13 protein-coding genes are annotated in these 13933 nt (G+C 73.0%); 2 read left to right on the top strand and 11 right to left on the bottom strand.

The window, feature by feature from the left end; genetic code table 11:
• Positions 1–4 precede the first annotated feature (4 nt).
• From ccsB to BLU42_RS20035, 8 genes are all read right to left on the bottom strand, one after another.
• On the bottom strand, positions 5–985 hold the full coding sequence (gene ccsB, locus BLU42_RS20070) for a c-type cytochrome biogenesis protein CcsB (RefSeq protein ID WP_091078762.1): 981 nt from the start codon (positions 983–985) through the stop codon (positions 5–7).
• On the bottom strand, positions 982–2562 hold the full coding sequence (resB, locus tag BLU42_RS20065; protein WP_231918628.1) for a cytochrome c biogenesis protein ResB: 1581 nt from the start codon (positions 2560–2562) through the stop codon (positions 982–984). Before resB ends, ccsB begins: the two co-directional genes overlap by 4 nt.
• Before the next feature lie 163 nt (positions 2563–2725).
• On the bottom strand, positions 2726–3490 hold the full coding sequence (locus BLU42_RS20060) for a cytochrome c biogenesis CcdA family protein (RefSeq protein ID WP_407940234.1): 765 nt from the start codon (positions 3488–3490) through the stop codon (positions 2726–2728).
• Positions 3487–4086 (bottom strand): TlpA family protein disulfide reductase, encoded by a 600-nt coding sequence (locus BLU42_RS20055; protein WP_231918356.1) that lies wholly within the window; start codon positions 4084–4086, stop codon positions 3487–3489. Before BLU42_RS20055 ends, BLU42_RS20060 begins: the two co-directional genes overlap by 4 nt.
• Complete coding sequence (locus BLU42_RS20050) at positions 4079–4753, bottom strand: histidine phosphatase family protein (protein ID WP_091078752.1); 675 nt, start codon at positions 4751–4753, stop codon at positions 4079–4081. The genes BLU42_RS20055 and BLU42_RS20050 overlap by 8 nt, the downstream gene beginning before the upstream one ends.
• Position 4754: 1 nt before the next feature.
• Positions 4755–6086, bottom strand: coding sequence for a glutamate-1-semialdehyde 2,1-aminomutase (gene hemL / locus BLU42_RS20045; RefSeq protein WP_091081182.1), 1332 nt, complete (start codon positions 6084–6086; stop codon positions 4755–4757).
• The gene (gene hemB / locus BLU42_RS20040; protein WP_091078750.1) at positions 6083–7063 is read right to left on the bottom strand and encodes a porphobilinogen synthase; all 981 of its coding nucleotides are present in this window, start codon (positions 7061–7063) and stop codon (positions 6083–6085) included. Before hemB ends, hemL begins: the two co-directional genes overlap by 4 nt.
• Positions 7064–7203: 140 nt before the next feature.
• Positions 7204–8229 carry an ABC transporter substrate-binding protein gene (locus tag BLU42_RS20035; protein WP_091078746.1) on the bottom strand — a complete coding sequence of 342 codons (1026 nt, stop codon included), beginning with the start codon at positions 8227–8229 and terminating at the stop codon, positions 7204–7206.
• Between the two features lie 88 nt (positions 8230–8317).
• Here BLU42_RS20035 and BLU42_RS20030 point away from each other — a divergent pair, with 88 nt between their 5' ends.
• Positions 8318–8728, top strand: coding sequence for a VOC family protein (locus BLU42_RS20030; protein ID WP_091078741.1), 411 nt, complete (start codon positions 8318–8320; stop codon positions 8726–8728).
• A gap of 29 nt (positions 8729–8757) precedes the next feature.
• Here the strand turns inward: BLU42_RS20030 and BLU42_RS20025 are convergent, their stop codons facing one another.
• The gene (locus tag BLU42_RS20025; RefSeq protein WP_091078737.1) at positions 8758–10164 is read right to left on the bottom strand and encodes an MFS transporter; all 1407 of its coding nucleotides are present in this window, start codon (positions 10162–10164) and stop codon (positions 8758–8760) included.
• 150 nt (positions 10165–10314) lie between these two features.
• On the opposite strand from BLU42_RS20025, the gene BLU42_RS20020 reads away from it, so the two are divergent.
• Positions 10315–11109: an MBL fold metallo-hydrolase gene (locus BLU42_RS20020; protein ID WP_091078733.1), complete on the top strand. Its 795-nt coding sequence runs from the start codon at positions 10315–10317 to the stop codon at positions 11107–11109.
• Between the two features lie 81 nt (positions 11110–11190).
• On the opposite strand, the gene BLU42_RS20015 is transcribed toward BLU42_RS20020, so the two are convergent.
• Positions 11191–12837, bottom strand: a complete 1647-nt coding sequence (locus BLU42_RS20015; RefSeq protein ID WP_091078729.1) for a bifunctional uroporphyrinogen-III C-methyltransferase/uroporphyrinogen-III synthase — start codon at positions 12835–12837, stop codon at positions 11191–11193.
• Complete coding sequence (gene hemC, locus BLU42_RS20010; protein WP_091078726.1) at positions 12834–13916, bottom strand: hydroxymethylbilane synthase; 1083 nt, start codon at positions 13914–13916, stop codon at positions 12834–12836. Before hemC ends, BLU42_RS20015 begins: the two co-directional genes overlap by 4 nt.
• Positions 13917–13933 lie beyond the last annotated feature (17 nt).

Raw genomic sequence — 13933 nt, 5'->3', positions numbered from 1 at the left:
TCTCTCAGACGCCGGCGTAGGAGTGCAGGCCCGAGACCAGCAGGTTGACGCCGATGAAGTTGAACCAGAAGGACGCCATCCCGATGATCGCGATGACCGCGGCCTTGTTGCCGCGCCAGCCGGCGGTCGAGCGGGCGTGCAGGTAGCACGCGTAGATGACCCAGGTCACGAGCGCCCAGGTCTCCTTGGGGTCCCAGCCCCAGTAGCGACCCCAGGCGTACTCGGCCCAGATCGCCCCGGCCGCCACCGTGAACGTCCACAGCGGGAAGGCGAACGCGTGGAAGCGGTAGGTGAGCAGGTCGATGCGGCGCGAGCCCGGGATCCGGGCGAGGTAGCCGCCGACCGTGCCACGGTCCTCGGCGCGCTTCTTGAGGATGTAGAGGATCGACAGCAGCCCGCCGACGTTGAAGGCGGCACCGCTGATCACCGCGGCGCTGATGTGGATGAGGAACCAGACCGAGTGCAGCGCGGGCACCAGGGGCGCGACGGCGACGAAGAAGACGGTGACGGCGAGCCCGTTGCCGACGGTCGCCAGCAGCGTGACCGGGAGGCCGAGCCAGCGCAGGTCGGCCTTCCAGACCATGATCAGGTACGCGGCCACGACGGCCACCATGGCGGTGATCGTGAACTCGTACATGTTGCCCCAGGGGCCGCGGCCAGCGGCCAGGCCGCGGCCGACGACGCCGATGACGCTGAGGCAGAAGCCGAAGACGGTCAGCATGACGCCGATCCGCCCGAACTGCTCGACGCGCCGGTCGGCCAGCTCGCCCTCGATCTCCCGGGTCAGCGCCTCGCGGCTGACGACGGTCTCCGACGCGCCGGACGAGCCACCGGCGCCGGCGGTGACGAGCTCGCGCTCCTCCACCGCCTCGCTCGCGCCCACGCGGCGGGCCGAGGCCCACTCGGCGGTGTGCGCGAAGAAGGCGAGCAGGTACACCACGACCGAGCTCACCAGCGCCACGCTGGAGTAGTAGGCGTAGTTCATGAACGGGCCCCGCTCTTCTCTCGTGCTTTCACCTCGGGCGCCCCGGCGAGCGTCGCCGCCAGGTCGTCCACGTCGTCGGTCAGCCCACCCCGGGCGTCCGCCCGGTCGAGACCGCCGACCTCGATCACTCTAGGTCCGTCGTCCTCGGGCCCCTCGGTGCCGGTCGCGTCCTCGGGACCGCCGTCGGGCCCGGCTCCGGCGGCGGTGATGGTTCCGCCGGAGACCCTCACCCAGACGCGACGCGGCCGGACGAACAGCGACAGGCAGAGCCCCGCCACCGCGAAGCCGACGGCGGCGAGCGCCACCGGGGCGCCCGGGGTGTCGCCGACCTGCAGCTTGACCCACCGGTTCCAGCCGTCGAAGGTGATCGACCCCATCCCGTCCGGCAGGTCGGTGCCCTGGCCCGGGGAGAGGCGCAGCCGGACGATGTCGCCCTTCTCGTTGCGCAGCTGGGTCAGCCCGGCGGTGTCGAGGGAGTAGACGTTCTCGGGCTTGCCCGTCTCGACGGCGGGCGGCCCGGACCAGACGTTGAGGAACATCTGCGGGTCGTACGCGTCGGGGAAGACCGAGCGCGGGCCCTGCGCGTCGACCACCGCGCTCGGCAGGAAGAAGCCCTGGAAGGCCAGGCGCTCCGGCCGGGCGTCGGGCACCTTGACGACGCCGGCCGAGGTGAAGTTGCCGTCCTGGGGCAGGAAGACGACGGGGCCGGAGAAGGCCACGTCGCCCTTGCCGTCCTTGACCGTGACCACGGGCGCGTAGCCGTGCCCGATCAGGTGCACCGTGGAGCCGTCGACGTGCAGCGGGTGGTTGACCTCGAGCACCTCCGAGCGCACCGGGTCGCCCGGCTTGTCGGTGACCGCGACGTCGGCCCGGAAGAGCCGCGCGGCGCCGGTCTGCACCGGGCCGGTCTCGAAGGCGACCTGGAAGTCCTTGACCACGACGTTGAACGGCTCGAGGCTCGACGCCTTGAACCATCCGCCAGCGGTCAGGTCGTCGTACTGCGTGACGCTGTTGGAGAAGCCCTGGCCGACGACCACGACGCTGCTGCCGCGGTAGCCCCACAGCGCGCCTACGCCGACGCCGAGCAGCAGGAGCAGCAGGCTGACGTGGAAGACGAGGTTGCCCGCCTCGCGCAGGTAGCCGCGCTCGGCGGCGACCGAGGCGCCGCCCGGCCCCTCGACGACGCGGACCCGGTAGCGCTGCCGCCGCAGCTCGGTGACGGCCCGCTCGAGCACGTCGCCCGCCTCGGCGGCGCTCACCTCGGCGGTCGCGTACGCGGGGAGGCGACGCAGGTTCCTGGGGGTGCGCGGCGGCTCGGCGCGCAGCGCGCGGAAGTAGACGCCGACCCGGGGCACGATGCAGCCGACCAGGGAGACGAAGAGCAGCAGGTAGACCGCGGAGAACCACGGCGAGCTGTAGACCGAGAAGAGCCCGACCTTGTCGTAGAGCGGACCGAGCGTCGGGTGCTGCGCGATGAAGTCGTCGACCCGGATCGGCGAGATGTGGCGCTGCGGGATCAGCGAACCCGGGATCGCGGCCACGGCGAGGGCGAAGAGCAGCACCAGCGCCGTGCGCATGGAGGTGAGCTGGGCCCACAGGAAGCGGAGCGTGCCCCGCAGCCCGAGCCGGGGCAGGTCGGGGCCCGCCCGCTCGGGGCGGGGCTCCTCCGGGTTGTCGGCGTGGCCCGCCGGACGGGTCTGCGTGTCGGTCATCGGTCCAGCTCTGTCGGGGTCACGGTCATCAGATGGCGGGGGTGAAGGTCGCGAAGGACTGCCGCAGCTCGGCGGTCAGGGTGGTCCACAGGCCGGTGACGAGCAGCAGGCCGACCACCACCATCAGGATGCCCCCGGTCCGCAGCAGGGCGGTCTGGTGACGGCGCAGGAAGCCGACCGCGCGGGCCATGCGGGTGTAGACCAGCCCGGCGACCACGAAGGGCACACCCAGGCCGAGGGCGAAGACGAAGGCGAGCAGCGCACCGCGGCCGGCGGTGCCCTCGTTCAGCGCGAGGCTGTAGACGACGGCCAGCGTCGGGCCGATGCACGGGGTCCAGCCCAGGGCGAAGACGATCCCGAGCAGCGGCGCGGCGGCCACCCCGACGGCGGGCAGCCGGTGGATGCGCACCTCGCGGCGGCCCAGCGGCAGCACGCCGGCGAACATCAGCCCGAGCGCGATGATCACCACACCGAGCACGCGGCTGATCACCTCGGCGTGGCTCAGCAGCAGCACGCCCGCGCTGCCGACGATCGCCCCGGTGACGACGAAGACGGCGGCGATGCCGAGCACGAAGAGCGACGTCCCCGCGAGCATCCGCCCGCGCCGGCGGGTGCCCTCGACGACCTCGGCCGCGCCGAGCCCGGTCGCGTACGAGAGGTAGCCCGGCAGCAGCGGCACCACGCACGGGGAGAAGAACGAGACGAGCCCGGCGGCCAGGGCCACGGGCAGCGCCAGGAGCATCGAGCCGCCGACGGCCTGCTGCGCCCAGGTGGAGACGTCGAGCGGGGTCATCGACCGGCCGCGACCTGCGCGACCATCTCGGTCAGCGTCGCCTCCGACACCTGGCCGAGGGCGCGGATCGCCACCCGCCCCTGCCGGTCGAGCACCAGGGTCGTCGGGATGGCCTGCGGCGGGACCTGCCCGCTGAGCTGGAGGAGCGTCTGGCCCGAGGGGTCGAAGATGCTCGGGTAGGTGATGCCCTGCGCGCGCAGGAAGGCCTCCGGGGCCGCCGGTGCGGGGTCGCGGACGTTCAGGCCGACGAACTGCGCGTCCGCCTTGGTCGCCTCGCTGGCCGCCTGGAGGTCCTTGGCCTCCGCGCGGCACGGAGCGCACCAGGAGCCCCAGACGTTGAGCACGAGCACCTTCCCGGCGTAGCTCGCGGTCGAGACCGTCGCCCCGTCCTTGCCCAGCTCCGGCCCGCTCAGCGTCGGCACCTCGGTGCGTTTGTCGGGGTCGATGCGGGTGAGCGCGCCGCCCCCGCCGACGTAGCCCTGCTGGTCGGCGCCCCGGACGGGCTCGTCGGCCCCGGTCGCCGAGCAGCCGGCGAGCAGCACCGTCGCGGACAGCGCCGCGGCGGCGAAGGTCCGGGAGAGGCGGGTCCTAGGCACCGGCGACGAACTTCTTCGGCGACGGCCCGGCATAGAGCTCGGCCGCGGGCTCGGCGTAGTCGACGGCGACGACGCGGCCGTCGAGCAGCGTGAGGGAGGTGACGCTGGCCAGGCGGCACTCGCGGCGGCGCGGGTCGTGCGCCAGGCGGCGGCCCTCCGCGTCGCAGCGCGCCATCCAGATCGGCAGCTGGTGGGACACGATCACGGCCTCGTGGCCGCTCGCCTCCTGCTCGGCGTCGCGGATCGCCAGCCGCATGCGGGCGACGATCTCGCGGTAGGGCTCGCCCCAGGTCGGGCGCAGCGCGTTGCGGAACAGCCACCAGCTCTGCGGGCGCCTGAGGGTGCCCATCAGGCTCACCTTGACGCCCTCGAGGTAGTTGTCGGCCTCGATGACCCGGCCGTCGGTCGTCACGGGCTGCCCGACGACCTCGGCGATCGGCTCCATCGTCTCCTGCGCGCGCTCGAGCGGGGAGCAGCGCAGGTGCACGATGTCGCGCCCGCGCAGGTGCTCGGCGACCAGGCCGGCCATCGCTCGACCGGTCTCGGAGAGGTGGTAGTCGGGCAGGCGGCCGTAGATCAGGCCGACCGGGTTGTAGACCTCGCCGTGGCGCACCAGGTGCACGACGGTGCGCCGGCCGCTGACCTGGACCTCGGGCTCGGGGGCCATCTCACACCTCCGCTGCGGCGGCCGCCGCGGCCGGGAGCGCGCTGACGACGCGGTCGAGCGCGCGGTCGTCGTGGGCGCTGGACAGGAACCACGACTCGTACGCGCTCGGCGGCAGGTAGACGCCCGCGTCGAGCATGGAGTGGAAGAACGCCGCGTAGCGCGCCGTGACCTGCGTCGACGCGGTGGCGTAGTCGGGGACGGCCTCCACGTCCTCCCCCACGAAGAACACGCTGAACATGTTCCCGACGGTCTGGATGACGTGCGGCACACCGACCTTGCCGAGCGCGTCGGCGACCTCGCGCTGCAGGAGCGCCGCCGCACGGTCGACGTGGGCGTACACCTCGGGGGTGGCGAGCCGCAGCGTCGTGGCGCCGGCCGCGCTGGCCACCGGGTTCCCCGAGAGGGTGCCGGCCTGGTAGACGCCGCCGACCGGCGCGAGGCTGTGCATGAGCTCGGCGCGGCCGCCGAACGCCGCGGCCGGGAAGCCGCCGCCCATCACCTTGCCGAAGGTCATCAGGTCGGGCACGACGCCGTCGAGACCGAACTGGCCCGACGCGGTGACCCGGAAGCCGGTCATCACCTCGTCGCTGATGAACAGCGCGCCGTGCTCGCGGCAGATCTCGGCGAGGAAGGTGTTGAAGCCGGCCCCGTCCTCGACGCCGGGCGGCACGACGCCCATGTTGCCGGCGGCCGCCTCGGTGATCAGGCAGGCGATCTGGTCGCCGTACGTCGCGAACGCCTCGCGCACCGCGGCTCGGTCGTTGTACTCGCAGACGATCGTGTCGGCGGTCGTCGCCTCGGTGACGCCCGGCGACCCGGGGATGGCCAGCGTCGCGACCCCGGAGCCCGCGGAGACGAGCAGGGAGTCGACGTGGCCGTGGTAGCAGCCGGCGAACTTGACGATCTTGTCGCGGCCGGTGATGCCACGGGCGAGCCGCAGCACCGACATGGTCGCCTCCGTGCCGCTGCTGACCAGGCGCACCATCTCGACCGGGGTGCGGTCGATGATCGCCGCGGCGAGGTCGACCTCGGCCTCGGTCGGGGCGCCGTACGAGGTGCCGTGCTGCGCCGCGCTCATGACCGCGTCGAGGACCTCGGGGTGCGCGTGGCCCAGCAGCATCGGGCCCCACGAGCAGATGAGGTCGACGAGCTCGTTGCCGTCGACGTCGTAGAGGTAGGGGCCCTTGGCCCGGGCAATGAAGCGAGGGGTGCCGCCGACCGAGCGGAAGGCGCGGACCGGCGAGTTGACGCCGCCGGGGATGACCTCCTGCGCGCGGGCGAAGGCGGCGACGGAGGCGGAGTCGAGGGCCGTGCCGGGCTGCGTCGCGGTCACCGGCCGGTCCCCCAGCGCCGCGCCCACTCCAGCGCCCAGTAGGTGAGGACGACGTCGGCGCCCGCGCGGCGGATCGAGGTCAGGGTCTCGGCGACCGCGCGGTCGCGGTCGATCCAGCCGTTGGCGGCGGCGGCCTCGACCATCGCGTACTCCCCCGAGATGTTGTACGCCGCGACCGGCACGTCGACGGCCTCGCGCACGGCGCGGATGACGTCGAGGTAGGCCAGCGCCGGCTTGACCATGACGATGTCGGCGCCCTCGGCGAGGTCGAGCGCGACCTCGTGCAGCGCCTCGCGCAGGTTGGCGCCGTCCTGCTGGTAGGTCTTGCGGTCACCGGTGAGCGACGACGCGACGGCCTCGCGGAAGGGGCCGTAGAACGCAGAGGTGTACTTCGCCGCGTACGCGAGGATCGCCGTCTCCTGGTGGCCGGCGGCCTCGAGGGCGTCGCGGATGGCGCCGACCTGGCCGTCCATCATCCCGCTGGGGGCGACGACGTGGGCTCCCGCGTCGGCGTGCAGCCCGGCCATCTCGGCGTAGATCTCCACCGTCGCGTCGTTGTCCACCCGGCCCGACGGCGTCAGCACGCCGCAGTGGCCGTGGTCGGTGAACTCGTCGAGGCAGACGTCGGTCATCACGAGGCAGTCGTCGCCGACCTCCTCGTGGACGGCGCGGACGGCCTCGGTCAGGATCCCGTGCTCGTCGACGGCGCCGGAGCCCCGCGCGTCCTTGTGCTCGGGGATGCCGAAGAGCATCACCCCGGCCAGACCGGCCTGCGCGGCCTCGACCGCGGTCTTGCGCAGCGTGTCGAGCGTGTGCTGGACGACGCCGGGCATCGAGCTGATCGGTCGGGGTTCGCTCAGACCCTCGGCGACGAAGACCGGGAGCACGAGGCGGCGTGGTTCGACGCTGGTCTCGGCGACCATGGAACGCATCGCCGGCGACGTGCGCAGCCGGCGGGGGCGCTGGCGGAGCGACATCTGCGGCACCCACCCAATCTAGCCGCCGACCAGCGCCGACACCGCGCCGAGACTGTCCACAGGCTTGTGGAAAACCTCACGGTGGGGTTCGCATCCGGGGCCACGACGGGCGCCCGACCGGGCGTGGTCACGCCTACGCGTCAGTCGTTCGGGTCGGTCGCCGGGTCGCCGTCGGCGGCCCGCAGGATGCGTGGGAGCGCCTGGTCGATCGCCCACCGGTTGCTCAGGATGCTGCCCCAGTCCATGGAGTAGAGCAGGTCGTCGTCGCCCCCGTTCAGCGCGAGCACGTAGCGCCCCTCCGAGGTGCTCGCCAGCGCCTCGACCAGCGGGTCCTCCAGCAGGGTGCCGCGGTCGGCGACGTCGGTGCTCCACACCACCACGTCGACGTCGTCCAGCAGGTCGAGCCGCTCCCTGCTCAGCTCGGCGTTGTAGCCCTTCCCCGCGAGCGCGGCGAGCGTGGGGGCGAGCGTGAGCCCGACGTCGGTGAGGAACTGCGTGCGGGGCGCGGCCGGACCGAGGACGTAGTAGGCGCCGCCGTTGAGCTCGGCGCAGATCGCCGTCCTGCCGGCCAGCACCGCGTTGCGGGCGCGGACGTCGGCGAACGCGCTGTCGAGCTCGGCCACGAGCCGCTCGGCGTCGGCCTGCCTCCCGAGGGCCCGGCCGATCAGGTCGGTGTGCGGCGCGTACGGGACCGCCCAGTCCTCGCCGTCGACCGGCTGGGCGACCGTCGGCGCGATGGCCGCCAGCTTCGCGTGGTCCTCCTTCGTCACCCCGCTCATCACCGCCAGGATCAGGTCCGGCGCCTGTGCGGCGACGCGCTCGAAGGGGATCTCCATCATGTCCAGCACCGGGGGCTTCTCGGCCAGGCCGGCGCTGTTCCACGGGCGGAAGGGGGTGTACGAGCCGCCCGTGAACCCGCCGACCGCCACGGGGACCACCCCGAGCGCGATGGCCGCGTCGTGGTCGGTCTGCCCGAGCGTGACGACGCGCTGTGGCGGCGCGGCCAGCGTCGTCGTCCCGTAGCGGTGCCGCACCTGCCACGGAGCCGTCGACCCGCCCGCGGCCGGAGCGGCGTCGGCCCCGGGGGCACCTCCCCGGGTGCAGGCCGCCAGACCGGCGGTGGTGGCCGCCAGTCCCAGCGCGGTCAGGAAGCGTCGCCGTTCCATGGCTCTCCTTCGTCACTAAGGGTTGCCTAACCTAAGCACAACCCCCTTGGCCCTGTCGCCCGTGACCACGCTGCGGCATCGTGGGCCCATGACCACGCCCGTCGCCCACGCTCCCCTCTTCGACCTGGTGATCGTCGACTGCGCCGACCCCGAGACGCTCGGCCGCTTCTACGCCGACCTGCTCGGCTGGTCGGTCCGCGCGGAGAACGAGGAGGGCTGGGTGGACCTCGTCCCGCCCCGCGGCGCCCTCGGCGCCGACAACCCGGGCGGGCAGACCACCATCGCCTTCCAGCGCATCGACGACTACGTCCCGCCCACCTGGCCCGGCGGCGCGCACCCGCAGCAGCTGCACCTCGACTTCTCCGTCGGCGACATCGACGCCGCCGAGCCCCGCGTGCTCGAACTCGGCGCGACCCGGCACCCGCACCAGCCCACGACGGACGGCGGCTTCCGCGTCTACCTCGACCCCGCCGGGCACCCCTTCTGCCTCATCCGCTGACGGCGTCCGTCAGGGCTCGCCAGGGCCCGTCAGCGCCGCACGCCCCGCAGGCACCGCTCGCGGGACACGAGCGCGCGGTCGTGGGCGTACATCCGCCCGATCGTCTCGCGGGTGAAGAGCAGGATCAGCACGGCGGTCAGGAGGCTGACGCCGGCGATGAAGTTCAGCCCGAGGTTGAAGCCGCGGACCTCCTGGTAGCCGCCGCCGAGCTGGATCAGCTGCCCCATGACGATCGCCCCGAAGCCGCCGACGAGCATGCCGGCCATGTTCAGGCCGTTGCCGATGGCGATGGAGCCGGGCTCGGAGGAGTCGGAGGTGATCGCGTACAGCACCGGGTAGACGCCGTTGATCGCCACGCCGGTGATCAGCTGGATGACGATCAGCGCGGCCAGCCCCGACCCGACGAAGCGGAAGAGCGAGAAGCTGACGGCCAGCCAGAGGAAGAGGAAGACGAGGGTGTACTTGCGCCCGAAGCGGTCGGAGACGAAGCCCCAGACGATCTGGCCGACGCCGCCGGTGATGGTGAAGACCACGCTGAGCGCGGCCACCTGGGCGAGCGGGTAGTCGGCGACGAAGGCGAGGTAGAGCGGGAGCCAAAAGCTCAGCCCCATGTAGCCCACGTTGGCCAGCCCGGCCGAGAGCGAGGGGATCACGACGTTGGGGTTGCGCAGCGCCCGGCCGACGGCGCCCGGCGCCGCGGGGACGTCGGCGCTCTGCTGCCCGAGCGGCGGCGTCAGCCCCCGAGCGCGGGTGTCGGCGACGAAGCGGTCGTAGTTCTCCTGCGTGGCGAAGCGCCAGTAGAGGGCGAAGATCGGGATCGCCAGCAGCGGCAGGGTGAGCCAGACGACGCGCCAGTTCTCGGAGCCGAACAGCGAGTAGACTCCCGCGACGCCGAGGCCGCCGATCAGGGTGCCCCAGGGGAAGGCCGTGTGGTGCAGCCCCTGCGCGAACCCACGCCGCTCGAGCGGCCACCACTCCGCGACCGCGGTCACCTCGATGGCCTCGCCGCCGCCGCTGGCCAGGTTCTTGACCGCCTGCAGCAGGAAGACGGCCAGGAGCCCCACGGTCAGCGCGTGCACACCCGTGAGCACCGAGAAGGCGAGGTAGACCGCGACGACCGGAAGGTGGCGGAACTTGCGCTCCCACCCGTGCCCGCCCTTGTCCGACCACGCCGAGATGGGCAGGGCCGCGACACCCAGCAGGATCGTCAGCCCCCCGGAGAACCACCCGATCGTCGTCGGCCCGACGCCGAACTCCTCCACGATCGCCGGCTGCACGGTCTGGATCCAGCTGCGCATGTTGGCGTTCATGCCGTAGAGCAGCCAGAGCCACAGCATGGCCGTCCACGACCAGCGCGAGCCGATCCGCCGGAAGCGGCCTCCGAGCCCGCCGGGGCGGCGCCGGCCGCGCAGGAGCTGGGCGTCTGGGGTGGTCATGAGGTCCTCTCGGCCGTCGGTCGCACCCCTGATGGACGACCCGGGTGCGGCCTGGAATATCACGGAACGGTAACGTCACCGATCGTCCGGCTATGAACCGGGGACGGTCGCACCGGCCGTCCCCGGCACCCTCGAGGAGGAACCAGCGCCATGACCGAGCCCGCCCGACCCACGATCGACACCCTGCTGCACGGCCTGCACGTGGAGACCGACCAGGGCGACATCGCCTTCTGCGGCGTCAACCTCATCGAGGTGCCGGACGGCAAGGGCGGACTCACCCGGATCGTCGTCGACACCGGGCACTTCGGTCGCGGCGTGGCGCTGCGCCGCGAGCTCGCGGCGCGCGGCCTCACCGCCTCCGACGTGGACGTGCTGCTGCTGACCCACGCCCACTGGGACCACGTGCAGTGCATCCAGTACTTCGACAACGCGGTGGTCTACGCCCACCCCGAGGAGCTCAACTACATCTCGAACCCGCACCCGGGCGACCACGCGACGCCGGCGTGGACCAAGGCGATGCTCGACCAGTACGACATCCGCCACGTCCGCGAGGGCGACGAGCTCGCGCCGGGCGTCGGGGTCGTCGAGGCGCCCGGGCACTCGGCAGGGACCGTCGCCGCGGCGGTGTCGACGGCCGACGGCCTCGCGGTGGTGACCGGCGACTCGATCCAGAACGCGCTGGTCGCGCAGCAGCGGCGCAACGCCCTCGTCTTCTGGGACGAGGAGATGGCGAACCGCTCGGTCGGCAAGCTCGTCGACATGTCCGACGCGATCTACCCCGGGCACGACCAGCCGTTCCGCATCACGGCGGACAACGAGGTCGAGTACCTCGTCGACTTCCAGGTCGGCTTCACGGGCACGACCCGCGACAACCCGGGGCTGAGCTTCACCGACCTCGCGCTCGACCCGATCATCAGCCCGGCCCCGCCGGAGTGGCGCCGCTGAGGGCAGTCCGCCGCTCAAGCCGTCGACACGTGCAGCAGGGCCGGTCGGAGACCCGACCGGCCCTGCTGCGCGAGACGGCTGCTAGACCCGGCGGCTCGGCGCCTTGCGCTGCGACGGGCGCTGGACGACCTCGCCCGCGGCGACCATCGCGTCGCGACGGTCCGCGGCGAAGGAGGCCAGCGCGTCCGCCAGGGCGACGACCGACGGCTTGCCGGCGACGACGTCGACGCGGAGGCCGTGCTCCTCGCAGGTCTTCTGCGTGGCCGGGCCGATCGCGGCGATGATCGTCCCGGGATGCGGCTTGCCGGCGATGCCGACGAGGTTGCGCACCGTCGAGGACGACGTGAAGACGACCGCGTCGAACTTGCCGGTCTTGATCGCCTCGCGGACCTCGGCGGGCGGCGGGGCGGCACGCACGGTGCGATACGCGGTGACGTCCTCGACCTCCCAGCCGAGCTCGACGAGCCCGGCCGCGAGGGTCTCGGTGGCGATGTCGGCGCGCGGCAGGAAGACCCGGTTGATCGGGTCGAGCACCTCGTCGTACGGGGGGAACTCGTCGGCCAGGCCGGCGGCGGACTGCTCCCCGGCCGGCACCAGGTCGGGCTCGATGCCCCACGCCCGCAGCGCGGCCGCGGTGACGTCACCGACGACGGCGACCTTGAGCCCGGAGAAGGCCCGGGCGTCGAGGCCGTACTCCTCGAACTTCTCGCGCACGGCCTTGACGGCGTTCACCGAGGTGAAGGCGATCCACTCGTAGCGGCCCTCGACGAGGCCGCGGATGGCCTTGTCCATCTGCAGCGGGCTGCGGGGCGGCTCGACCGAGATGGTCGGCACCTCCTCGCTGTGCGCGCCGTAGGTGCGCAGCCGCGCGACCATCGGTGCGGCCTGGTCCTTGGTGCGGGGCACGAGGACGCGCCAGCCGAAGAGCGGCTTGGTCTCGTACCAGCTGAGCTCGCCGCGCTGCTCGGCGGCGACGCCCATGATCACGTGGACCGGGTCGGCGCCCGGGGCCTCGGTCGCGGAGACGGCGACGACGACCTCGTCGAGCCGGCAGGGAACCGTCACCTGGTTGGTGCTCCCGCCGTGCAGCGTCAGCACGACGTGGTCGTCGGCCGGACGGCCCGCGGCCAGCGCGGCGTCGACCAGGCCCTGGAGGTGCTGCACCAGCGTGCTGACCACGACGGTCGCGGCGTTGCCCCAGGGGGCGGTGCCGACCTTGGTGAAGCGGCCGTCGGTCATCGACGCGAACTGCACCCCGCCGGCGTGGACGAGGTCGATGCCCGCATACTCCGGGACCGCGGTCAGGCTCGACACCCCGGGCACGACCTCGAAGTCGATGCCGCCGCGCACGCAGGCGGCGGCCTCGTCGGCCACCGCGTTGTCCCAGAAGGGGTCGCCGTTGACCAGACGCACCACGCGGCCGCCCCCGGCGGCCTGCTTGATCACCACGCGCGCCCGGGCCGACGGCGTGAGCGGCTTCTGCCCGTCGGTGAAGCCGAGCGCCGTGACGGAGGCGTCCTCGCCGAGGGTGATCGCCGGGTGGCCGAGGATCTCGCGCTGCCGCTCGTCGTCCAAGATCACCGCGCTCGCGTCGGCGAGGGCGGCGATGGCCCCGAGGGTCAGAAGATCAGGATCGCCCGGGCCAGCACCGACGAAGATCACCCGACCACGGGTGCTGGACGAGCTCGAGGCGGAGTCGCTGGATGTGGGGACGGACGTTGTGCTCACGTGGCTCCATCGTGTCGGGCCGGCGCAGGACCGGCGCGGCGCCGGCCCTCGTCGGACAGCAGTGCGAGCACCGACCTCGCCAGGTCTGCACCGAACTGCGCCGGGTCGGTCGTCGACCCGGAGACGTCGCTGCGCACCGGAGGTGGGCTTTTGGTCGTTACTGACAACGTGTCCAGCAACGTTCTCTCAACAACCGCCCGCATAGTCAAATCGAGGGCGTTACCACGGCGACCCGTGACCCGCGCACGGACCCCCACCGGTGCCGTGCACCCCGCCTCGAGCGTCGCGAGGAAGGCCCGCTCCGCCCGCACCTCGGCGTGGGCGACCGGGTCGTCGAGGAGCAGGACGGCGGAGCGTACGGCGGCGGGTGCCGCCCGGTGCACCTCGAGCCCCAGCGCGCCCTGACCGGGGGCCGGCAGCATCACGTCCTCGCCGAGGACCTCGGCGGGCAGTCCTCTGACAACGGTGTCTCCTTTGTCAGATCCCGACAAAGGACCGTTCCCAGGAGGCAGGTGCCCGAGCCGGCGCAGGCCGGCGCCGGCCAGGACCACGGCGTCCAGGCCACCGCCACGGGCGAGCTCGATCCGGGTGTCGACGTTGCCCCGCACGGGCACGACCTCGAGGTGGCGGCCGTGCTCCTCCGCCCACGCGAGGAGCTGCATCGCCCGGCGCGGTGCCCCGGTGCCGACGCGGGCCCCGTCGGGCAGGTCGGCGAGGGTGGAGCCGACGATCACGTCGCGCACGTCCTCGCGGGCCGGGACGCTGATCACCTCAAGATCAGGTTCGGGCGCCGTCGGCAGGTCCTTGAGCGAGTGCACCGCGCAGTCGATCTTGCCCGTCCGCAGCGCGTCGCGCACCGCGTTGGCGAAGACCCCGGTCCCACCGATCTCGGTCAGCAGCCGGGGGTCGACGTCGCCGGTGGTGGTGACGCCGACGAAGGACGAGCGCGTCCCGTCGCCGGCGAGCAGCGCGGCCACCAGGTCCACCTGCGCCCGGGCCAGCGGCGAGGTCCGCGCGCCGAGGCGGAGCGCGGGGGCCCCGAGCCCGGCGGGCTCGTCGGTCGGCGACGGGTCGGTCATGAGGGGCCTCATCCTGC

This window comes from Microlunatus sagamiharensis (assembly GCF_900105785.1).
Lineage (GTDB): Bacteria > Actinomycetota > Actinomycetes > Propionibacteriales > Propionibacteriaceae > Microlunatus > Microlunatus sagamiharensis.
The sequence above is the reverse complement of the archived record's forward strand: the minus strand, read 5'-3'. Positions and strand labels throughout refer to the sequence as shown.